The organism is Saccharospirillaceae bacterium (assembly GCA_022448365.1).
Taxonomy (GTDB): Bacteria; Pseudomonadota; Gammaproteobacteria; order Pseudomonadales; family Oceanobacteraceae; genus Bacterioplanoides.
On sequence record JAKVCS010000004.1, the window covers coordinates 327684 to 348603 of the forward strand.

Here is a 20920-nt window from a genome sequence, read left to right on the forward strand (position 1 = left end):
AAAACGACGAATAAAAGACGTATCACTATGACTACAGAATCCTGGTGGCAGGCTGCCGCTGCTGATATCGACAAAACCAGTCTCGCAAAGGCCTGGGAACATCAGAACCAACTGACGAAACCACCCGGTGCACTGGGTCAGCTGGAACAGTTGGCTACCCGGATGGCCGCTTATCAGCGTCAGCCTCACCCTGAAATCCGAAAGCCCCATTGTGTGGTGTTTGCTGGCGATCATGGTGTGGTGGCTCAGGGCGTTTCTGCGTTTCCGCAAGCGGTGACGGTTGAGATGCTGAAGAACTTTGTTGCTGGTGGTGCTGCCATTTCAGTGCTGTCACGGCTCAATCAATTTGAACTGTCGGTGGTTAACTGTGGTACGGCCATCCCGTGCGATCAATTAGAGGGTGTGGTGCATGCGCCGGTAGCGCCAGGTACGGCCGATTTTTCTCAGCAGCCAGCGATGACACAACAACAGGCTGAGCAAGCGTTAGCCATCGGAGCTGACCAGGTTGATCGGTTGAAACAGTCTGGTTGTGATTTCTTCATGGCCGGTGAAATGGGGATTGGTAATACTTCTGCTGCCAGTGGCATCTCAGCGTTGCTGTTATCCCAGAGTGTTGCTGAGCTGGTGGGCCCGGGAACCGGTGTTGACGGCGCGGCGCTGGATCATAAACGTGAAATTCTGGTCGCCAGTGTGGACCGTGCACAGCAACAATACACACAGCCACTGGATGCGCTGGTGCAGTTGGGTGGGTTTGAAATCGGTGCTATTGCCGGTGCATACGTTCGTGCGGCACAACGTGGAATTCCGGTGTTAGTTGACGGCTTTATTGCCACCAGCGCGGCACTATTGGCAGTGAAATTAAACCCATCGGTGCGTGAATGGCTGATGTTCAGTCATGGTTCTGCAGAGCCGGGGCATCAGTCTTTGCTGGCGGGTCTCAGTGCCAGGCCGTTACTCGATCTGGGCATGCGCCTGGGCGAGGGTTCCGGTGCTGCAGTGGCAATCAGTCTGATTCGTCAGGCGCTGGCGTTACACAATCAAATGGCAACGTTTGCCCAGGCTAACGTTTCAGGAGCGGACAGCTGATATGAACGATTCGAGTAACGTTACAACGACTTATATCGATCTGATTCGTCATGGAGAGCCGGATGGCGGTAACGTGTTTCGTGGCCGGGTAAATTTGCCTCTGACCGAAACCGGAAAACGTCAGTTTCAGGCGCGTGTAAAACAACATCGACAAAACTGGCAACAAATCATCACTTCACCATTACAGCGCTGCAGCGACAGTGCTTATTGGCTGGCGAGCGATCGGGCGTTGCCTTGTACCGAAGTGAGCGACTGGCAGGAAATTGATTACGGCGATTGGGAAAATAAACCGGTCGATGAAGTATTTAAACAACATTCCCATCAGGCGCAGAAAATGTGGCAGCAACCCATGTCATTCTGCGCTCCGAATGGTGAGTCTGTTCCTGATTTTCAACAGCGTATTGTTGCCGCCTGGGAGGCGTTGTTAGCAAAGTATCCGGGACAACATCTGTTATTGGTTAATCACGGTGGTGTGATGCGCGTATTGATGCAACACCTGCTGCAGCTTGATCCGCAGGCGATGAATCGGTTGGCCATTCCTTACGCCGCGCTGATTCGCTTTAAAGTGGATCACACGTCAGAAAATGGTAAAACCAGGCACTGGGTGTCGCTGCTGGCGATGGATGGTGAAGAGCTGAGTGATGATCGTGTCCACACCATTCTGGGGGATGGATAACAATGGCCAGCTGGTACTGGGCGTTTTGGTATGCGCTGGTGTTTCTCACCCGCATTCCGGCACCTTATTTACAGCGCGTGGATGATGAAGTGGCGCAGCGCTCGCTGGCATTCTATCCACTGGTAGGCGCGATTGTAGGTGCATTATCAGCTGCTTTTGTGATGAGTTGCTGGTGGTATAACCCGGCCGTTTCACCGACATTACTGGCGGCCTTAACGGTGGCACTACTGACGTTAATTACCGGTGGACTGCACCTGGACGGTTTGGCCGACAGTGCCGATGCCTGGATTGGCGGTTTAGGAAATAAAGAAAAAACGCTGGAGATCATGAAAGATCCCCGGGTTGGTCCAATTGGCGCTTTAAGTATTGGTTTGTTGTTGCTGCTTCAATTTGCGGCGCTGCAGGTATTATTTTCTGGTGCTTTACCGTCTTGGCAGATCCTGGCCACGTTATTACTGCTACCGGCGATGTCACGTGCCAGCGTTGTCGGCATGTTAGCCAGCACTGATTATGTCAGAGCAAAAGGGCTGGCCAGTTCGCTGGTAAAAGGTGCCACACGGCTGAGAATTTTTACGATGCTGATCCTGATCGCAATGGCCGCTGTGATCGTATTTCAGCAGAAGGCAATCTTGCTACTCTTGCTGTGGTTGGCAGTAAACGCATTTTTCCGTCATGTGATGATACAACGCATCGGCGGCTGTACCGGGGATACCATTGGCGCCTCGATTGCGTTGCAGGAAACGTTGCTTCTTGCTGCATTTACCTTGTAGCTGTGACAGATGACCCTTTGCGGAATACTGTTAAAATGTTTCGGTATTTAAGAGCGATGGCGGTTAAATTTTTCCAGAGCCGATTGTAATTTCCCGAAGTCCATAGCTTCTTCCGTACTGTTGGCTAAACGTTCTATTTGTTGTTGGCGAATGGCATTAAAGTCGGGTGTTTCCACACCACTCAGCCCGGCCCAACGCAATAACGGTTCGAGGGCTTCGCGGGTATCAAATAATCCATGCCAGTAGGTGCCAAGAATTTGCTGATCTGCGGATAGAAAGCCACAAGGTACCTTGCCGGATTTGATAACCGATTGTAATTCGGTGTCATCGTTGAAAGAGATACCGGCATGAATTTCATAGCCCTGAATGGTCGCATCCTGTTGGTCCGGCAATGATAATATTCCGCTGACTTGCTTCAGTGTTTTTTGTGCCTGCAGTTCGGTAGTGATCGGCAAATACCCAAGGGCGGTCGTTTTCCCTGCGATCCCCTCAATTCCTTCCGGGTCTGATACACACTTACCCAGCATCTGAAAGCCACCGCAAATACCCATTAATTTACCGCCGTAGCGCAGGTGTTTGTTTAAGTATTGTGGCCAGTCGGCAGATTGACTGGTCAACCAATGAAGGTCGGCGCGGGTATTTTTTGACCCGGGTAAAATCACCAGATCACAGGGGGGTGGCGTCTGCTCCGGGCCAATCAATTTCAGGTCAACCTGGGGATGAACACGCAGGGCATCAAAATCCGTATGATTGCTGATGCGTGGATAAACCGGAACAACAACCGTGAGCTTCTGCTGTGGGTCAATCTGTTTATCGAGGTGTTGTTCCAGATTGAGTGCATCTTCACCATCCAGATATAAACCATGCAGATAGGGCAACACCCCCAATACCGGTTTCCCGGTTTTTTGTTCCAGCCAGTCCAGACCGGATTCCAGCAATTTAATATCACCGCGGAAGCGGTTTATGACAAAGCCGATTACCCGCTCTCGCTCCGACTCGGACAAACAGTCGAGTGTGCCAACCAGGTGAGCGAATACGCCACCGCGATCAATATCAGCAATCAGAATCACCGGACAATCCACGGCTTCAGCAAAACCCATATTGGCAATATCATTGGTGCGCAGGTTCACTTCAGCCGGGCTACCTGCACCTTCAACAAGAACGGCATCGTACGAATCTCTCAGGCGCTGAAAAGACTGTAACACCGCTTGCATCGCGGTTTGCTTATAATCGTGATAGGCGACGGCTCCCAGGTTGCCAATGGCTTTACCATGAATAATGACCTGGCTGCCCATATCGGATGTCGGTTTTAATAATACCGGGTTCATATCCGTCGTTGGCTCGACGTTACACGCGACCGCCTGCAGCGCCTGGGCCCGGCCGATTTCACCGCCATCGGCAGTGACTGCACTGTTGAGTGCCATGTTCTGGGGTTTAAAAGGGGCGACCCGTGCGCCACGGTTGGCATAGATCCGCCCCAGCGCGCACACCAGCGTACTTTTACCGGCATCAGACGTGGTGCCTTGTATCATTAACTGCTGTGGTGCTGAGGTCATAAAGTGGGCCTTCTGGTAAACTCCGTGGCCTTTATCGCTGTGTTTGGCCCGGTATTTATGAATTTTGAGTATTTTACGGCATGACGCTACTTTTAAGTGCTTTTTTTGCTGCCCTGGCGTTGTTACTGGATTATCGCCTGGCAGAGCCAAAACGCTTTCACCCTTTAGTCGGTTTTGGCAACTGGGCCAATGCCTTGCAGCAACGACTGAATCCTAAGGTATCGGCACTTTTTCCTGCAATGCTGCGCCGCTCGACCACGCTACAATTTATCTTTGGTGTTATTGCATTGTTAATTGCCGTTGGGCCGCTGTTTTATTTTTTCTGGGCCGCTCTCCGTCTGTTACACGCTTATTCCCACTGGCTGGCCGCACTGGTCGAAATAATCCTGTTGTATGTGTGTATTGGTGGCCGCAGCCTGCAACAGCATGTGCTGGCAGTAAAACAGGCGTTGGATCAACACGACCTGATGACTGCAAGACAAAAACTCAGCTGGATTGTCAGTCGTGAAACCACACAACTCAGTGAACAACAGGTTGCTCAGGCGAATATCGAGACCACTTTGGAAAACAGTTCGGATGCTATCTTTGCTTCATTGTTCTGGTTTGCGATTGGTGGTGCATCTCTGGTTTTGTTACACCGCTGGCTGAATACGCTGGACGCAATGTGGGGCTATAAAAATCCCCAATTTTTATATTTTGGTCGAGCGGCTGCGCGTCTGGATGACGTGATGAATTACATTCCGGCGCGTTTAACCGCTATGTGTTTTTGCCTGTTAAGTCCTTGGTTATGGCTGGTGGATAAGCGCCGTAATGCAGCCTGGTACTGCTGGCAAACCCAGGCAGAGCAATGTTCCAGTCCTAATGCCGGACCGGTTATGACAGCCGGAGCCGGTGCATTAAATTGCCGTTTAAGTGACGGTGCTTTTTACCACGGTGAGTGGCAACAAAAACCACCAATGGGATGTGGTGACGCGGCAGACGTTAAGGATATTCAACCAGCGCTGACTCTGGTGACTCGTGCCATTGTGCTTTACATGAGCTTGTGGCTGCTGGCCGGATTGTTACTGGTTTTTATAGAGGGTGGCTATGTTTGATACAAACTGCGGTGGCCCTCAACACGGCGGTAATTTATCGCACGCCATGGCTGAATTTGGCGGGCAAGCTGAGCAATGGCTGGACTTGTCGACGGGGATCAGTCCTTACAGCTGGCCAGTAGCAAAGGTATTAACGAGAGCGCCATCAAGCTGCTGGCATCAATTACCCGATGATGATCTATATCGGGCAACACAGTCCGCCGCTGCTGAATATTACGCGCCGTTGTCGCAGGCGGGTTGTGAACAATACGTATTGGCCTCAGGCACTCAGGCGATTATTCAACAATTACCGATTTTTTTTGCGGCCCATGTGTATCAAAAACCGGTTTCTGAGTTGCGCATCTGGGTAATGGCGGGCAGTTATGGCGAACACCGTTATTGCTGGTGGAAGGCGGGTGCTCAGGTCACAGAAAAATCAGCACAACAGCTGCGGGATAGTTTGCAGGACCTTCATGTCGGGTTGCCTGATATTCTATTGTTGGTGAATCCCGATAATCCCAGTGGTGAGAACTGGACGTATGACGAAATTCAGAGCTGGCAGAAAAGGCTCAGTAAAAACAATGGTTGGTTGATTCTTGACTGTGCCTTTGCGGATAGTAATGGCGAAGTATTTTTCAATAATAAAGCTGAAGGATTTTCTAACAATGAAAACGGCACAGAAAATACCCGCCAATCGGAAAATAATCTGTTGTTATTAACCTCCATTGGAAAGTTTTTCGGGCTTGCTGGATTACGCTTTGGTTGTTGTATTTTACCTCCACAATGGGCGCAACGACTAAGAGAGCAACTTGGTCCCTGGCCAGTGTCTGGGTTAACCCTATGGCTTGCTCAACAAGCATTTGCTGACCATGTCTGGCAACAACAAAACCGTATGGCGATTCAGCAGATTCAGCAGCAGCTGATTGATGCCTGTGAGGGTTTACCGGTTTATGGCACAACGCCTTTATTTATTACGTTACAAAGCTCTGAGGCTGAATACTGGCAGCAACAGCTGGCGAGCAGGAAAATCTGGAGCCGCTGTTTTAAACAACAGAACTTACTGCGCCTGGGTTTGCCACAGCAACATAATTTTGAGCGGCTACAGCTCGCTCTGACATCGTTAAAAGCGGGCAGCATCAAATAATGGATCTGCCCAAAGAAGAGTGGCAATGAATATGAAAAAAATATCGCAGGTTTGCTGTTGGATAATGGGTGTCTGGTCAGCTCTGTGTCTGAACCAGGTTAGCTACGCTGAATTTACGCTGACAGATGATGCCGGTGTGACCCATACCTTCGATAAACCGGTTCAGCGTATTGTCAGCCTGATGCCTCATGGCACCGAACTACTGTTTGAAGTTGGGGCGGGCGATTTGATTGTCGGTACGGTGAAATATTCCGACTATCCCAAAGCGGCAACTGAAATACCGGTGGTGGGTGGTTACAGTGGCTTAAATATTGAAGCCATCGCCGCAATGAATCCGGATATTTTATTATCCTGGCCAGAAGGTAATGCCAGTCGGGAATTGCAGCGCCTTAAGCAACTTGGGTTTAAGTTGTATGCCTCCGACCCGATCACCTTTTATGGAATCGCAGATAATCTGCGCAAGTTAGGAAAACTGACCGGTCGTGAGCAACAAGGCAATATTGTTGCGGATCGTTTTATGAGCGAAGTCATCGATCTTGAAGAAACTTACAGTCACCAGACATCTTTGTCGGTCTTTTATCAGGTGTGGCATCAGCCGCTGATGACCCAAAATAAAGATACATTCATATCCAAAGCCATCGAGCTATGTGGCGGTGAAAATATTTTCAGGGATTTACCGATTCGTGCACCACAAGTCAGCCTGGAGTCGATACTGGCAATTGATCCGCAGGTTATTGTTGCCAGCGGAATGGGGAAATCTCGTCCGGAATGGTTAGATAAATGGAAGAAATACGCCGGATTAAATGCCGTACAGTCTGGTAATTTGTTTCATATACACCCGAATTTTTTTCAGCGTCCGACCTCGCGTTTTTTAATCGGAACGCGTCAGTTGTGTGAAAAAATGGCGCAGGCTCGGGCAAAACAGAATAAGCCAGATAGAGCTGGCTCTTCTTAAATAGGGTCAACTTATCTGATAAACCTGATCAGCCAAAACGGCTTTATTACGCAAAAAATCGTACGACGGTTAGCAGGCTGGTTACATAACATTACGCGATATGTAAGCAAATTTGTCGCATATTGACATCCTGCTGCGGGTTTCCCATGCTGTCGGTGCTGATTTTGTATGAGTACTGTGTATGTTGCAGACCCAAGTACAACATGGAGAGTTTGAATTATCTGTTTCCGGGAATATTCTCGTGGCACATCTGATTGGTGGTTGGAACAAAGAGGCGGCTCTGGCCTTTGACCGCGAATTTCGGATTGTTGCGGAACCTCTGCTAACCGAAAGTTGGGGCCATCTGGTGTTTCTGGAGGACTGGAGTCTGGGGGTGCCGGAAATGATCCCGATTATTGAAGATCTTGTACATTGGTGTGTTGCAAACGATCTGAAGCGTGCCGCCCATGTTTATTCGCCGTCAATGCTGAAGGAGATGCAGGCCAATGACATGGTTATTGAGCAGCATGGGGAGTTTCAGCGCCGCAGTTTTTCTGAACAAGATCAAGCAATTACCTGGCTGAGTGACGCTGGATTTACTCTCAAGCGGTAATCTAAAACGGCCTGATTAATCGCAATTGCGCTTACCCTCGTTATCCAGTGAACAGCTGTTGCACCGCGCCTGGCCAGTCAGTAAGCGCGAGATTGAATAACGGTTACGGGCAAAAAACAGATACGCCTTGTCAGCAAACCAGCGAATCACTGGCCAGCGCAGCCAGCCAGTGCGCCAACCCTGGCCCACCACACTCCAGGCTTTATGAGTGCTGTCTAAACCTCTCAGAAGTGTCCCGTTGGGTAGTTGGCTCAATAAAATGGCGCTGGCTTCTGCTTTATCAATTTGGGGATAACGCTCATTAAAATCCGCTTGCTGAATATCTTCCAGACGTAATTTGCGTTGCTGGTCGATTTTGCGCAAATGATTCATTTCACGGACGCATAATGGACAAAAACCATCGTAAAAAATTGTGAGTTCAGCCATAGCCTAGGAGTCCCATTGAGTAATATTCACCTCTTATGACTTATTGTCGCTGTTTATCGACGTCTTTGGCAATTCGTTTTAGTTTTACCAATAAAAAGCACTGTCTTTTAGATCGTTCTAATCCGAAAAACAGATTTTATTGCTATCAAGATCTCTGACATACGCCGAGAAACGTGGACCACGCTGATTGGGTTCACCTTCGCAGCTGCCACCCAGTTCAAGGGCCTTGTTGTATAACTCTTTCACTTTATCCACCGATCCCAGGCTGAATCCCACCATCGTCCCGTTGCCGTTAGTTGCTGGCTGCTCATCGAATGGGATAGCTACGGCAAAGGCAAAATCTTCAGCCAGCCAATAGGTCATTCTTTCTGATGCGACGGCCTTGTGCAGGCCCTCGGTTTCGAACAATGCATCATAAAACTGAGTGGCAGCTTCCATGTTGTTGGTACCAACAACGAAATAGTTCATTTTCATGGTGGGTCCTTATCTGGGGATTCATTGGATTTATTAATAGGACAAGGACTATAGTGGCTTGCTCTGACAGGGGATGGCAGTAGCTATTTGGGACTTTATTCGGCTTCAATTGGCCGGATCGGAGGCTGTTTTATTGCCGTGTTAAGTTAACTATTTCAAAAACCTATAACTCATATTTTCAATTCTCGGGTGCCATTTACATTCGTTAGTTCCAGCTGCAGGTAATCCAGAGGCACTCGTTTTTACACTAAGAGCCATTGAAAATATCGCTTTACCACCATCGGCATCGAATGCTAATGACCGCAGATACTATTTGCATCTTACTCAGAAAGACTGGCTCTACTTGGCAGATATTATAGAGCTATCCCCAGGACGTATTATTTTCTGTGTAATTGTATAAAGAGCTACGATGCTGGATACGTTATTCATGGCGGTGTTTTGCATCGTGGCCCAAAACAGAAGATACTGAGCTACTCAGATTAGGGGACTAAATATACCATATATTACTGGATCTTCGGAAGCGACTTCCGGCTACTGAGATGTAAGCGGTTATAAAGATAATTTTTCTGAGTCGCGATACTATAAGGATAGATTTATTAAGTTTCATTGAGATTTTAACAACACGAACAGCCTGCATGCTTCTATTGATATCCTGCCGCCAGTAGAATATCAATAGCAATATTTTATATAATAGAAAAATATCTAGCAAGTTAACTAGTAGCGATTAAGTCGATGAATATTCATAGATAATTTTGAAATCATAATATACTTTCGTCTCATATGAATACTAAAAAACAGTGGATTTCAAGAGATTTTTATAAAACACTCCCTAAACATCATCTACTCGATGTATATGAAAGTACCATTCGGATACTCCAGTCCACTATCTTCCTTGCAGCCATTGATCCAAAACTGAACAGATTTCCCCGCTGCTTTTGCAGTGAGTAAAGTGCTTACAATCTCTTTATATGATTTCGTATCTTCCATAACTAGCACAACGGGACTTTTGCCGCGACTATTTGTAATGCAGTCGCCAGGATCCTCAAATTGCGTCGATGCGGTAACTCTTACGAATCCGCCACCGAATCGTAACCTCTTGATTTCAAAGTAACCTGTCATACCGGTAGCAACAGAATCTGCTGCATATATTGGGATGCTTACGAAGCATAAGATTGTTAAAAAAAATCTAGTTATCATGTTTTCTCCAATAAGTAATTGTTAAAAATAAATTTTTACCATTTAATATCCTAACATGAATTTCTCACGCTTGTAGCTATAAAAAACAGCTTTATTTTTGACGCCCCCACTCCTAGCTAGATAATTTAACCTCAAAGTACATACTTATCCAGTTTCGGAGAAACGCTCTATAATCTCTGTATAGTTGGGCAGATCTGATTATATCATCAGAAATATCATTATTATAATGGATAGGCAAACACAAGATTTTCCAAATACCGTTTTCTGGAGTAAGTTCCAAACTAATAACATCGTAAGATACTGGGGTCATCTATATCTACCGCTCAAATATAGCAGTTTTCTTTATTGCTCACAGTTGCCGGAAATGTAAAGTAAACAACAAAACCAGCTATAAAACAGGCAGAGCAAACTATATTCAGGCTTTATTCTACTACATCTCTAGAATGTGGGACTCCTTCTGAAATTTTTAAATCTATATTTAATTGAATATTCTGTGTTAGCTAATTATTGGGGTAAAATTATCTTGTGGTTTCTTATATCGATTCTCTTTTGACTATATCACCAAGTCTGCCTTCTCTTCTGTATTATTTCAAGATGAATACCGAAATCATAAACCACTTACTTACTCATACTGTCAGGTGGGTAACTTAGCTTCACCGATTTTACTTTTAATTCATTTGAATAAAACCGAATTTGTCTTGAAATATTGTATTTCGGCATTGGTTATATCAACGTTAATTAGATTTTGATGCCCATTTTATAGTAGCAGTATCGATTGCTGTATTTCATAGAATTATTAAGTTAACTATTCCAAAAATCCGTAGCTCATATTCTCAATTACCTGGTACCCACTGCATTCGTTGGTTCCAACTGCATATAAGCTAGAACCACTCATTTTTGCACTAAGAGCCATTGATAATATCGCTTTACCACCTTCGGTATTGGTATCGAATGCTAATGATCGCGGATAGCCTTTTCCACAATCAGGCAATTCTTCTTTATTTGCTACTAAATCACTCTTAAAAGTCACAAAGCCTAATCCAGATTTATCAACTCTCACATTGTCTACGTCATAACTATCTGCTAAGCCACGAGCTAAAGTCATCGAAGGCGTTATTAGAGATAACATCAAAATATATTTCGTCATTTAGTATTGCTCCAAAGTAGTTTAAATCTTGACTTTGTATGAGTGTCAGCTAAGGACGCACTCTCAGAAATAAGTGATATAACTGTTAAATTCTAATTATGCAACGGATGTGCGTCGCTGACCAGTGCAAGCGAGCATTATTTGCAATTTATCGCGTGAATAAAGGCAGGCATTAAAGGTTTTCGGTAATTGTACTGGTCAGATATTCATGTCACAGGGGAGGTGATCAGCTACCCAACAATGGCAGGTCTTTCACTATCTTATAGGTCAGCGCCAGCTGCAAACAATGCTTCAGCTCTGCCAAAGGCAGTGGCCGATACAATGGCAAGATCAGCTCACGATTCCCCTCAAATTCCAACAGCCCTGAGTATACCTCACGAAAGGTCGCAACCAGTTTGGTATTGCAGTTAAAGAAGATGCTGACTCGCTCAGGATGTTTCTCCTTCCAGCCGAGCCGTATCGGGCTGCCACTTTTAACCGAATAACTGGGTTCGCCCCATTTCAGAGTCTCGTCACAAGGCCCCAGCTCAAGCTCTGCCACCAAACCATGGATAAGCTCACGAATCTGCATCAGCCGTTGTTGTGCATCAGTCGGGTAACTATCAAATGTCTTCTGAATATCCTGATTCATGGTCATATCCATCCAGTAACGGTGGCGCCCATATTATTCGGTTTATGGTTGCAGTGAAATAATGAAAAGGCGTCTCAGGGGGCAGTAAAAATGGTTTGAATTTCAATATCTGTCCCGCCAACCACTTGGTCGGGTGAGTAAATGATCAAGAACGATTGCCCCAGATCTTTGCTACCGCATTGTCTGACCCAAGGGTACCCACGACCAGAGTAACCAAAGCCACTGCAAAGAATACTGCGCCTGGGATGAGTCCACCCAACACGCCGCTGCTGATTGCAGCAATGAGTGACACGGCCGACAGCAGTGAAAACAATAAACCAACGATGTTAAGAATGATGCGATGTGATGGTTTGTAATTGACCGCAGGCTGGTCAGTTTCGAACAGATTAAGGATAGGCGAGAAGATTCTGGTGAGTAGTGATTTCATAGTTTCTTACGTAACGATGTTTGAAGTATCAGGGATAAAAAAAATGTGTAAGCCAGGCGCATTGTTACCTTTGCACGCTAAATATGCCACTGGTTTGGTCGGCTTTGACCACTTCACTGTAGCGATTGGCCCTGAATAGACAAGCAAGTAACATAGCGACCAAATTGAATGTCAGAGATAACGGTAATGAGTAAAGAAGACTTGGAAAATGGTTTGCAGGTGCGTTGTGAAGTCATGGGTGAGGCGTTCGTTAACAAAGCCATGGATAACACCAGCGCCTATATGGAACCGGTACAACAATGGATTAACGAACATGCATGGGGATCGGTGTGGCAACGTGAAGGACTGGATCGTAAAACCCGGTCGTTGGTGACTGTGGGCATGTTAGCTGCATTAAAAGCTTCTACCGAAATTAAAGGCCATATTCAGGGAGCATTAAATAACGGCGCAACACCGGAAGAAATTCGCGAGGTATTATTACATTCGGCGGTGTATTGCGGCGCTCCTGCAGCTCAGGAGGCACTACGTGCGGCGAAGGACATACTGGAAGATGAGTTCTGAGAACCAACAGGGCTGCGTTTAGAATTAACACAGCCCTGTTTACTGGTGGTAGTAATCATACGGCTCACACTGCAATTAATAAGCCGCTGCAAGCATGGCATCACAGGCTTTATGTGGATTACCGGTTTTATCGTATACATCGACCCACTGATCATAGTTATGTACCACCGGAATATCTTCCGGGTGGAAGTTCGGTTTAAAATAACGCAGCAGATTTGGTGCAAATGACGACAAAATACCTTTGCGCGGACCGTACATCCATGGAATATTTTTCACGAATAACTTGCGGCGTTGCCATTTCGAGAAGCCATCAGCCTTCAACATTTCATCGGCAAAGTGGAGCATAAAATAAGAAATAATCCAGGTAGCGCGAACCATGGCTTTAGCACGCGTCCAATAACCGACTTTGGCAACGTTCTTCATCACATCGAAGGCTACTGACCGATGTTCCATTTCTTCAATAGCATGCCAGGCAAATAACGCGCGCATTTTGGGGTGCATACCGGCTGTGGTTTCTTTATTGGAGAAATAGGTGTCTGCTAATAGTGCAGTAAAGTGTTCAGCGGCAGCCGTAACAGCCAGATTGTATTCTGGTGTCCAGCGGCGTTCGTCTTCTTTGGTTTTATTTTTATGCTCGGCCAGCAGGCGTTTCATCGGCAACCCCTGTTTTTCCAGAAGATCATTAAACACCGTATGAGCAATACCGTGCTGTGCTTCCTGCATGGTAAATTCTTTGACTTCATGTTGCAGTTTGGGGTCGGTTATACGGTCCCGAAATGCGCGCACGCTGGAGATAAAGTAGCGTTCACCTTCCGGAAAGGTCGATTGCAATGCATCGTGTAAGCGGGTTTTAAAGGGATCATTGGAATGCCAGTACTTCGGCAGGGTTTCATCTAAACCGAAGTCGATTCCTTTACGTGCTTCAATTTCTGGCTGGCTAAGATTACTCATGGCGGACTCCTTGTTATTTTTGATCTTGTCTTTATGGTTATTTGCTCTGACCGGCAAGAACGGCAAGTTGGTCGTAATGTTCCGGGTCTCTCATGTCACTCATTTCGCGTGAGAGAATTTTGTTACGTAACTTCAGTGGTAACAGTCTTAATGTATTTAACAGCGAAGACTGATAGCCGAAGACCATACGCTGCTTGCCTTTCTGGATACCCTTAATCACGGTACGGACGGCATCCAATGGAGCGGTTTTCAGGTATTTTTCTTCAAATTCAGCACCGTTTTTCGAGTCTTTGGCAATGTTGGTTTTAATACCTCCGGGATGCACCAGATGAACTGAAACAGGTGTTTCTTCCAGCTCAACCATGAGTGATTCACTGAATCCCCGTACGGCAAATTTAGACGCACAATAATCACTGGTGCCGGGTGTTCCGATTAACCCAAATACGCTGGAGACGTTAACTAAAGCACCTTCTTGATTGGCCAATAATTGCGGCAGGAATGCCCGTGTCATATGCACCACTGCAAAAAAATTGACGTTCATCGTGGTGTGGATTTGTGCCGAGTCCTGTGCCCACAGCGGAGCGCCCCCGCCGCCGATACCGGCATTGTTAATGAGCACATGCGCCCTCCCCAGTTTGGCTTCTACCGTTTGCGCAAAGACTTCGATACCGGATTGTGAGGCGATATCCAGTACCTCGCTGTAACTGTATTTGTTAGTGATTTTCTGCAGCATTGCGTGCGTTTCTGACAGGCCGGCTTCATTAACATCAGTAATTGCAACAAGAGCGCCGAGGCGGGCAAATTCCAATGCGTACTCACGACCCATACCCGAAGCAGCTCCGGTTACGACAACAACCTTGTTGTGAAAGTGCTTCATGCTTCTGCTCCGATTTTACTGTGCCGCTCGCGGGTTGTTTTTTCTGCCGGATGATTTTTCGCTTTTTTACGGGCCATTTGCTCAGCCGAGTAAAATTTCAGACATTCGTCGGTTACTGAACCAAAGCGCAGATTTTTTGCATCCGCTTTGTAATCCATAGCGACATCCCAGGGTGGCTCCATTCCACGACGCGGCAGGGTATCGATCACTCGTTTCACGTAACCGGCGCCAAAATCTAACAATGGGCGGGTAGGCATGTTCGGGTGCGGCAACTCTGCCTGACAAACCTGGTGGTTGTGTTCAGACATATGTTGCATGATGCGACACAGGTGCTCACAGATCAGGCCAATTTTTAACGTCCAGGAGGAGTTTGTGTAACCAATAGCGTAAGCAAAGTTCGGTACACCGCTTAACATCAGGGCTTTATAAGCGACCGAATTCGGGTAATCGATCGGTTTACCGTCAACGCGATAATCGATGCCGCCGAACAGCTGAACGTTAAGACCTGTGGCGGTAATAATAATATCTGCGTCGAGTGTTTCACCGGATTTTAATAACAAACCCTGTTCAGTAAAGGTCTCGATATGATCGGTGACGATGGACGCATCACCTTGACTGACCACATTGAATAAATCACCGTCGGTTACCGCACACAAACGCTGATCCCATGGGTTGTAAGGCGGATTAAAGTGCACATCAACCGGGTAATTGGCTGGTAACAGTCTTTTGGCTCCGGCACGGATTAATTTACGCGCAGCGTTCGGAAAACGCATACAGAATCGCCACCACCAACGCGTCAGATTGATGTTTTTGCTGCGAATCATTTTGTAGGCGGTATTTTCCGGGAAGATTTTTTTAATAATATTGGCAATGACATCTTCAGTAGGCAGGCTGATCACATAGGTAGGCGTTCGCTGCAACATGGTGACGTGGGCCGCCTTATCGGCCATGGCCGGCACCAGGGTGACTGCTGTAGCTCCGCTGCCAATGACCACCACTTTTTTATTGCTGTAATCTAAATCTTCCGGCCAGTGCTGCGGATGAATAATCTGACCTTTAAAGTTTTCACGACCGTTAAATTCTGGGGTGAAGCCTTCTTCGTAATTGTAATAACCGGCGGCAGAGAATAACCAGTGAGAGGTCATGGTTTGTGTTTTACCGCTGTCGTTATCGATAAACTCAACGTGCCAGCAGGCATCGGCGCTTGACCAGTTAGCGGTTTTAACACGGCTGTTAAAGCGAATTTTCTGCTGAATCTGATTCTCGTCAACCGCTTCTCGCAGATAGTCCATAATGGTGGCGGCATCGGCGATCGCTTTGGGACTTTTCCACGGTTTAAATTCGTAGCCAAAGGTGTATAAATCGGAATCGGAACGAATGCCCGGGTAGCGGAATAAATCCCAGGTGCCACCAATATCACGGCGAGACTCTAGGATGGTGAAACGCTTATTCGGTTGATCTCGTTGTAAATAATAAGCCAAGCCGATCCCAGACACACCGGCGCCAATAATTAATACATCGGTATCCGGGTTAGTCCCCTGAGCGTGATCATTCATAACATGCCTTTATTGTTACTGTTATTCGACGTTGTTCAGTTTATGAACTAAATATCCGCTAAACAATGTACAAAATAACACTCTGTGATTAATATTTGGTGCATATTGCACTTAAATGGGCGCCTTTAGCATGTTAGATATCGCCATCCATTCACACCAAAACTGGCCCAGAGCCTCGCCGCGGATCATCGAGCTGATGCGTCGTGGTGCTGAGATCGGTTTGGAGCTGGCTACCAGCCCGCTGTTTTTGGACGCATTAGAAGGGGTTAACTTCAAAGGCAACAATACTGATGATGTGCATGATGACCCCGTGATTCAGGCTAAGCACCGCCGGGCAATTCGTGCCAGCGTTTTGCATTGGTTGAACGCCATTATCGAAGCGCCAGATCAGCCGGTTTCGCCGTATTCAGTCGATGAAGCGGTGGATAGTACCGTCGATATGTACCAGTCTCAGGCAGCACAGATGTTGCAGAAGAACTCCCACTCGATTCAGGATATTGCCTGGCAATATTGGATGAAAATCGTTTTTCAGCTGAGTAAAGACCCGCTTGAGTTACAGCAGCTGTTGGAGTTATCGTCGATTTCTATCCGAACCTTCAGTGAAGATTCCCTGCAGCTTGGCCTCGAACGCCTGGAGAAAATTGAAGCCAGTCGTAAGCGCAGTGGCACAGAAGAGCAAATTGATCTGGTAACCCGAATTATTGATGGTCAGGACATTGATATTGCTCACACCAGCCACTTATTAAATTATTCGATTCAACGACCCCATCACAGCGCCATTGTCTGGAGTGAGGAAATAGATACCGAAATTTCAGCGCTGGAAACGGTCGCTGCGGTATTCCAAAAAGCGTGTCAGCAAACCGAATCGTTAAAAATTATTGTCAGCCCGTCGGTAATCTGGGTGTGGGTATCGGCAGATTTTTCGGTGAATGAACGACTGCTCGAAACGGTATTAAAACAACACGAAAATGTGCGGATAAGCTTTGGTTCGGGTAGCTCTGGCCTGGACGGTTTTCGTCGGGCGTATCTGGATGCGCAGGCCGCGCAGCGGGTTCTGGGAAGATTAAAATCTAATACACAGTTGGTGAGTTATGAGCGGGTGCGTCTGATGGCGGTGTTATCGAAAGATGCTAAATCAATTCAGCATTATTCGGAGCACATATTAGGTGAGTTAGCGCAGGCGCCAGCCACCGTTCGTCAATCGCTGCATGCATTCCTTGAATCTGGTTGTAATGCCACGGAAGCTGCAAAAAAATTGCACACTCACCGCAATACATTGTTGCGACGACTTGCCAAGGCTGAAGAGATGCTGCCGCGACCTTTGGCCGAGAATCGTATCCAGGTTGCAGTTGCGCTTGAAGCGCTGTACTGGATTTTGTGAACCCGTGCAGTATATCGCACTCAGGGGATAGGAGGTTTGGAGCGACCGCCAACTGATTGGTGAGCAAGCCTGACGTATTGTCAGGCTGCTGAAATGAACTCGCTATCACAGTGATGGCGTGTTGAGAGCGGAATTAATTTCCCCAGATTTCATCCACCCATTGTGGGTTATCAACAAATGGATTGCGGTTGCCCTGATATTCAAATGCCGCCTGGTTACGGTCTTGTTCTTTCTGACTCACAGGATCAAGCTCGTGCCATTGTTTTAGCAGGGTAAGCTGCCAATCATCAAACACCTGATCTGATGTTCCATTTAACACGGAATCCGCATTACCATTTCCCTGCCAGTTGGCAATCTGACTTTCATAACGAGTCGCGATGTAAAAATAAGCTCGCGCCAGATCACCTTTGAACTCATCAATGGGTTCAAATACCGGGCCGTTAAACTGAGCGCTGCTTTCACTGCCTAAGCGTGATCCGTTACGGGATGTCCAGCTGGCAGAACTGACGTTACCGTAAGGGTTATTACTGCGGCGACCATTAACATAACCGTCGGTAGCGAATAAATGGTGAACATCAGAGCGCATTGGATAGTCTTTGTTGAACCAGCTTTGTGGAAACGCATGTTCACGGTTATAGCAGTCATCTTCGGCACGATAATTACCACACTGGTCGTTGCTGACGGTGAAGTTGTACGGGTCTGTCGCTGACGGATTTTCTGAATAAATATCCAGAATTGTACCGTCATTCTCGAAGTAGCGATCAAGGTCATTGGCGTTAAAGAATACCCAGTTATAACCGCGATCGTTATGACCCTGGCTAATAATAGCGCTTAACGCCGTTTTCAGTGCGTAGCTGGTTTTACCAATCGCATTGGCATAATACTCTGCCTGGGTAATGTCCTGGTTGTCTGGGGTACTGCCGTTATCAGGAGTGCCGCCGTTATCGAGAGCGCCACTGTTATCAGGAGTACCACTGTTATCAGGAGTGCCACCGTTATCAGGAGTGCCACCGTTATCAGGAGTGCCACCGTTATCAGGAGTACCACCGTTATCGGGAGTACCACCGTTATCGGGAGTACCACCGTTATCAGGAGTACCACTGTTATCAGGAGTACCACTGTTATCAGGAGTACCACCGTTATCGGGAGTGCCACCGTTATCAGGCGTGCCACCGTTATCGGGTTTCGGATCGGGCGCTGTGTTATCGTTATCCGGCGTACTACCGTCCGTGAGTTTCACGCCACCACCGGTGGTACTGCTATCGGAACCACTGCCTCCGCCACAAGCACTGAGTATCAGGACAAGCGCGGATAATGTCAGTAATTTAAAATTCATAATGCCCCCGAAAAAGTTGGGTAATAAAACAGAACAGCGATTTTTCTCTGTTAAAAACCGGTTCAAACCATGGATTTTAATTTGGTTTCGATCAGATCAATGGCAATTTTATTTTTGCCGCCACGAGGCACAATGATGTCTGCATATTCCATCGTTGGACGGATAAAGTTGCGGTAGCCTGGTCGTACAGTTCGCTGATATTGCTCAAAAATAGACTCCAGGGTACGGTTGCGCTCTACCATATCGCGCTGTATCCGACGCATTAAGCAGATATCCAAAGGCGCATCAACAAAGATCTTTAAATCCATTGTATTGCGCAGTTGTTCATGGGTGAACAGCATGATTCCTTCAACCACAATGATGGGGGTTGGATTCACTGTAACCTTGTCTTTACTGCGGGTGTGAATCGTAAAATCGTAGGTTGGAGCTTCGATGGAGCGACCATTTTTTAACATTTCCAGATGACGGTGTAATAAATCGTGATCTGTTGATAACGGATGGTCGTAATTCGTGAATTCCCTTTCTTCAATACTCAAATGAGATTGATCGTGATAATAACTGTCTTCACAGATCAGTTGTATCTGTTCGCTTGGCAGACATTCCTGGATTGTTTTGGCCAGAGAGGTTTTGCCGGATGCAGATGCACCTGCAATACCAACAAGAAGAGGGGACTTTGACATAATGCCGCCATTTAGAAAGATAAAAAATGCCGGCTTAATCCAAGATTAAGCCGAAAGAATATTACATCGCCAGGTTAGCGAACAGACCGGCGATGGTTGCACTCATCAGATTAGCGAGTGTACCGGCGGCAACGGCCTTTAAACCCAGGCTGGCAATTTCCTGGCGACGGTTAGGAGCCATGGTTCCTAATCCACCCAGTAAAATTGCAATAGACGATAGGTTAGCAAAACCACACAGCGCAAAAGTTGTAATGATCTGGCTTCCGGGTGACAGACTATCTTTAATGGTAATAAATTCTGCATAAGCAACGAATTCATTGAGAATCAGTTTCTGGCCAATCAAAGAACCGACGGTCGAAATTTCAGCGCTGGGAACACCAATGACCCAGGCTAACGGAGCAAATAAATATCCCAAAATCTCCTGAATGGTCATACCTTCGGCACCGAACCAGCCAGCAATGCCACCCAATATACCGTTTAACAGCGCTATCAGACTGATAAAGGCGATCAACATCCCACCGATATTAGCCGCTAGCTTAAGACCGTCAGCTGCACCGGTGGCAGCTGCATCAATGGCATTCGCCGGTTTATCTTGCGGAGCAACCTCATCCATTTCACCGGCTTGTGCGGTTTTTTCTGTCTCAGGAATAATGATTTTGGCCATCAGAATACCGCCCGGTGCCGACATGAAGCTGGCGGCAATCAGGTACTTCAGTTCAACCCCCATCGCGGTATAACCAGCCATCACCGAACCTGCAATCGATGCCAAACCGCCAACCATTACAGCGAATAATTCTGATCGGCTCATACGAGAGATATAAGGTCGAACAACCAACGGAGCTTCTGTCTGTCCAACAAAAATATTGGAGGTCGCAGATAATGATTCTGCCGGGCTGGTGCCGAGTAATTTGCGTAAGCCACCCCCCAGTACTTTTACAACCATTTGCATAATGCCGTAGTGATACAGGACGGCCACCAACGCAGAGAAAAACACCACGATGGGCAGTACTTTAAAAGCAAAAACAAAACCCTTGTCGGGGAAAACTTCGTGCATCTTGTCGGTGGCCAAACCACCAAACATAAAGACCATACCGTCTTGAGCATAATTGATGACGCTGGCGACGGCGGATGTCAAAGAATTGAGTACTGCTTGTCCCGCCGGAACATAGAGCACCAGTGCTGCAAACACAATCTGTGTAGTCAGTGCAAGAACCACCAGTCGCAGGTTAACCGACTTCTTCTTTTCAGACAGTGCGAACGCCAGGCTTAGCAAAACCAGCATTCCAATTAAGCTTATTACCAGGCTCATACGGTGCTCCAGGGGGCAAAATAATCAGGCCAGTTCAAGCATTGATTTGTTCAATCTGAACGGGCCAAAAATTGGCGGCGATTCTATCAGAAATCTACCGCCTCATGTGCAGAAA

The 20920-nt window shown here is 47.0% G+C and carries 21 protein-coding genes; 9 read left to right on the top strand and 12 right to left on the bottom strand.

From position 1 onward, the window contains the following. Positions 1 to 27: 27 nt before the first annotated feature. Genes cobT through cobS form a run of 3 tightly spaced genes read left to right on the top strand, consistent with a single transcriptional unit; the run spans position 28 to position 2532 of the window. Positions 28 to 1086 (top strand): nicotinate-nucleotide--dimethylbenzimidazole phosphoribosyltransferase, encoded by a 1059-nt coding sequence (gene cobT / locus MK185_12685; GenBank protein ID MCH2041481.1) that lies wholly within the window; start codon positions 28 to 30, stop codon positions 1084 to 1086. A gap of 1 nt (position 1087) precedes the next feature. Beyond that, on the top strand, positions 1088 to 1762 hold the full coding sequence (locus MK185_12690; protein ID MCH2041482.1) for an alpha-ribazole phosphatase family protein: 675 nt from the start codon (positions 1088 to 1090) through the stop codon (positions 1760 to 1762). Between the two features lie 2 nt (positions 1763 to 1764). Continuing rightward, positions 1765 to 2532: an adenosylcobinamide-GDP ribazoletransferase gene (gene cobS / locus MK185_12695; protein ID MCH2041483.1), complete on the top strand. Its 768-nt coding sequence runs from the start codon at positions 1765 to 1767 to the stop codon at positions 2530 to 2532. A 47-nt stretch (positions 2533 to 2579) separates the two neighbouring features. Here the strand turns inward: cobS and MK185_12700 are convergent, their stop codons facing one another. Next, on the bottom strand, positions 2580 to 4088 hold the full coding sequence (locus MK185_12700; GenBank protein ID MCH2041484.1) for a cobyric acid synthase: 1509 nt from the start codon (positions 4086 to 4088) through the stop codon (positions 2580 to 2582). Between the two features lie 80 nt (positions 4089 to 4168). Here MK185_12700 and cbiB point away from each other — a divergent pair, with 80 nt between their 5' ends. From cbiB to MK185_12720, 4 genes are all read left to right on the top strand, one after another. Continuing rightward, positions 4169 to 5182: an adenosylcobinamide-phosphate synthase CbiB gene (gene cbiB / locus MK185_12705; GenBank protein MCH2041485.1), complete on the top strand. Its 1014-nt coding sequence runs from the start codon at positions 4169 to 4171 to the stop codon at positions 5180 to 5182. Next, positions 5175 to 6305, top strand: a complete 1131-nt coding sequence (locus tag MK185_12710; GenBank protein MCH2041486.1) for an aminotransferase class I/II-fold pyridoxal phosphate-dependent enzyme — start codon at positions 5175 to 5177, stop codon at positions 6303 to 6305. The genes cbiB and MK185_12710 overlap by 8 nt, the downstream gene beginning before the upstream one ends. A 25-nt stretch (positions 6306 to 6330) precedes the next feature. After that, positions 6331 to 7260: a cobalamin-binding protein gene (locus MK185_12715; GenBank protein MCH2041487.1), complete on the top strand. Its 930-nt coding sequence runs from the start codon at positions 6331 to 6333 to the stop codon at positions 7258 to 7260. Positions 7261 to 7441: 181 nt separating this feature from the next. Further along, entirely contained in the window at positions 7442 to 7852 is a 411-nt protein-coding gene (locus MK185_12720) for a hypothetical protein (GenBank protein ID MCH2041488.1), read from the top strand. A gap of 15 nt (positions 7853 to 7867) precedes the next feature. Here the strand turns inward: MK185_12720 and MK185_12725 are convergent, their stop codons facing one another. The 5 genes from MK185_12725 to MK185_12745 form a co-directional block, all read right to left on the bottom strand. Then, positions 7868 to 8278, bottom strand: a complete 411-nt coding sequence (locus tag MK185_12725) for a DUF393 domain-containing protein (protein MCH2041489.1) — start codon at positions 8276 to 8278, stop codon at positions 7868 to 7870. Between the two features lie 117 nt (positions 8279 to 8395). After that, positions 8396 to 8752 carry a VOC family protein gene (locus MK185_12730; protein MCH2041490.1) on the bottom strand — a complete coding sequence of 119 codons (357 nt, stop codon included), beginning with the start codon at positions 8750 to 8752 and terminating at the stop codon, positions 8396 to 8398. Positions 8753 to 10754: 2002 nt separating this feature from the next. Then, complete coding sequence (locus MK185_12735) at positions 10755 to 11096, bottom strand: hypothetical protein (protein MCH2041491.1); 342 nt, start codon at positions 11094 to 11096, stop codon at positions 10755 to 10757. A 226-nt stretch (positions 11097 to 11322) separates the two neighbouring features. Next, the gene (locus tag MK185_12740; GenBank protein ID MCH2041492.1) at positions 11323 to 11727 is read right to left on the bottom strand and encodes a DUF1801 domain-containing protein; all 405 of its coding nucleotides are present in this window, start codon (positions 11725 to 11727) and stop codon (positions 11323 to 11325) included. Between the two features lie 145 nt (positions 11728 to 11872). Then, on the bottom strand, positions 11873 to 12154 hold the full coding sequence (locus MK185_12745; protein ID MCH2041493.1) for a hypothetical protein: 282 nt from the start codon (positions 12152 to 12154) through the stop codon (positions 11873 to 11875). A gap of 186 nt (positions 12155 to 12340) precedes the next feature. Here MK185_12745 and MK185_12750 point away from each other — a divergent pair, with 186 nt between their 5' ends. After that, positions 12341 to 12715: a carboxymuconolactone decarboxylase family protein gene (locus MK185_12750; protein ID MCH2041494.1), complete on the top strand. Its 375-nt coding sequence runs from the start codon at positions 12341 to 12343 to the stop codon at positions 12713 to 12715. Positions 12716 to 12790: 75 nt separating this feature from the next. Here the strand turns inward: MK185_12750 and MK185_12755 are convergent, their stop codons facing one another. Genes MK185_12755 through MK185_12765 form a run of 3 tightly spaced genes read right to left on the bottom strand, consistent with a single transcriptional unit; the run spans position 12791 to position 16099 of the window. Continuing rightward, entirely contained in the window at positions 12791 to 13666 is an 876-nt protein-coding gene (locus tag MK185_12755; protein ID MCH2041495.1) for a metal-dependent hydrolase, read from the bottom strand. A 37-nt stretch (positions 13667 to 13703) separates the two neighbouring features. Further along, positions 13704 to 14543: an SDR family NAD(P)-dependent oxidoreductase gene (locus tag MK185_12760; GenBank protein ID MCH2041496.1), complete on the bottom strand. Its 840-nt coding sequence runs from the start codon at positions 14541 to 14543 to the stop codon at positions 13704 to 13706. Further along, on the bottom strand, positions 14540 to 16099 hold the full coding sequence (locus tag MK185_12765) for an NAD(P)/FAD-dependent oxidoreductase (GenBank protein MCH2041497.1): 1560 nt from the start codon (positions 16097 to 16099) through the stop codon (positions 14540 to 14542). The genes MK185_12760 and MK185_12765 overlap by 4 nt, the downstream gene beginning before the upstream one ends. Before the next feature lie 130 nt (positions 16100 to 16229). On the opposite strand from MK185_12765, the gene MK185_12770 reads away from it, so the two are divergent. After that, positions 16230 to 17480: a helix-turn-helix domain-containing protein gene (locus MK185_12770; GenBank protein MCH2041498.1), complete on the top strand. Its 1251-nt coding sequence runs from the start codon at positions 16230 to 16232 to the stop codon at positions 17478 to 17480. 133 nt (positions 17481 to 17613) lie between these two features. Here MK185_12770 and MK185_12775 read toward each other — a convergent pair whose 3' ends face one another. The 3 genes from MK185_12775 to MK185_12785 all read right to left on the bottom strand — a co-directional run bounded on the left by MK185_12775 (position 17614) and on the right by MK185_12785 (position 20805). Then, entirely contained in the window at positions 17614 to 18816 is a 1203-nt protein-coding gene (locus tag MK185_12775) for an endonuclease (protein ID MCH2041499.1), read from the bottom strand. 62 nt (positions 18817 to 18878) lie between these two features. Next, positions 18879 to 19496 carry a uridine kinase gene (gene udk, locus MK185_12780; protein ID MCH2041500.1) on the bottom strand — a complete coding sequence of 206 codons (618 nt, stop codon included), beginning with the start codon at positions 19494 to 19496 and terminating at the stop codon, positions 18879 to 18881. A gap of 61 nt (positions 19497 to 19557) precedes the next feature. Continuing rightward, positions 19558 to 20805: a NupC/NupG family nucleoside CNT transporter gene (locus MK185_12785; GenBank protein MCH2041501.1), complete on the bottom strand. Its 1248-nt coding sequence runs from the start codon at positions 20803 to 20805 to the stop codon at positions 19558 to 19560. Positions 20806 to 20920: the final 115 nt, after the last annotated feature.

Bases quoted from the DNA above. Each gene is read 5' to 3' on its own strand.
- cobT (MCH2041481.1), top strand. From the start codon at position 28: ATGACTACAGAATCCTGGTGGCAGGCTGCCGCTGCTGATATCGACAAA.
- MK185_12690 (MCH2041482.1), top strand. From the start codon at position 1,088: ATGAACGATTCGAGTAACGTTACAACGACTTATATCGATCTGATTCGT.
- cobS (MCH2041483.1), top strand. From the start codon at position 1,765: ATGGCCAGCTGGTACTGGGCGTTTTGGTATGCGCTGGTGTTTCTCACC.
- MK185_12700 (MCH2041484.1), bottom strand. From the start codon at position 4,088: ATGACCTCAGCACCACAGCAGTTAATGATACAAGGCACCACGTCTGAT.
- cbiB (MCH2041485.1), top strand. From the start codon at position 4,169: ATGACGCTACTTTTAAGTGCTTTTTTTGCTGCCCTGGCGTTGTTACTG.
- MK185_12710 (MCH2041486.1), top strand. From the start codon at position 5,175: ATGTTTGATACAAACTGCGGTGGCCCTCAACACGGCGGTAATTTATCG.
- MK185_12715 (MCH2041487.1), top strand. From the start codon at position 6,331: ATGAATATGAAAAAAATATCGCAGGTTTGCTGTTGGATAATGGGTGTC.
- MK185_12720 (MCH2041488.1), top strand. From the start codon at position 7,442: ATGTTGCAGACCCAAGTACAACATGGAGAGTTTGAATTATCTGTTTCC.
- MK185_12725 (MCH2041489.1), bottom strand. From the start codon at position 8,278: ATGGCTGAACTCACAATTTTTTACGATGGTTTTTGTCCATTATGCGTC.
- MK185_12730 (MCH2041490.1), bottom strand. From the start codon at position 8,752: ATGAAAATGAACTATTTCGTTGTTGGTACCAACAACATGGAAGCTGCC.
- MK185_12735 (MCH2041491.1), bottom strand. From the start codon at position 11,096: ATGACGAAATATATTTTGATGTTATCTCTAATAACGCCTTCGATGACT.
- MK185_12740 (MCH2041492.1), bottom strand. From the start codon at position 11,727: ATGAATCAGGATATTCAGAAGACATTTGATAGTTACCCGACTGATGCA.
- MK185_12745 (MCH2041493.1), bottom strand. From the start codon at position 12,154: ATGAAATCACTACTCACCAGAATCTTCTCGCCTATCCTTAATCTGTTC.
- MK185_12750 (MCH2041494.1), top strand. From the start codon at position 12,341: ATGAGTAAAGAAGACTTGGAAAATGGTTTGCAGGTGCGTTGTGAAGTC.
- MK185_12755 (MCH2041495.1), bottom strand. From the start codon at position 13,666: ATGAGTAATCTTAGCCAGCCAGAAATTGAAGCACGTAAAGGAATCGAC.
- MK185_12760 (MCH2041496.1), bottom strand. From the start codon at position 14,543: ATGAAGCACTTTCACAACAAGGTTGTTGTCGTAACCGGAGCTGCTTCG.
- MK185_12765 (MCH2041497.1), bottom strand. From the start codon at position 16,099: ATGAATGATCACGCTCAGGGGACTAACCCGGATACCGATGTATTAATT.
- MK185_12770 (MCH2041498.1), top strand. From the start codon at position 16,230: ATGTTAGATATCGCCATCCATTCACACCAAAACTGGCCCAGAGCCTCG.
- MK185_12775 (MCH2041499.1), bottom strand. From the start codon at position 18,816: ATGAATTTTAAATTACTGACATTATCCGCGCTTGTCCTGATACTCAGT.
- udk (MCH2041500.1), bottom strand. From the start codon at position 19,496: ATGTCAAAGTCCCCTCTTCTTGTTGGTATTGCAGGTGCATCTGCATCC.
- MK185_12785 (MCH2041501.1), bottom strand. From the start codon at position 20,805: ATGAGCCTGGTAATAAGCTTAATTGGAATGCTGGTTTTGCTAAGCCTG.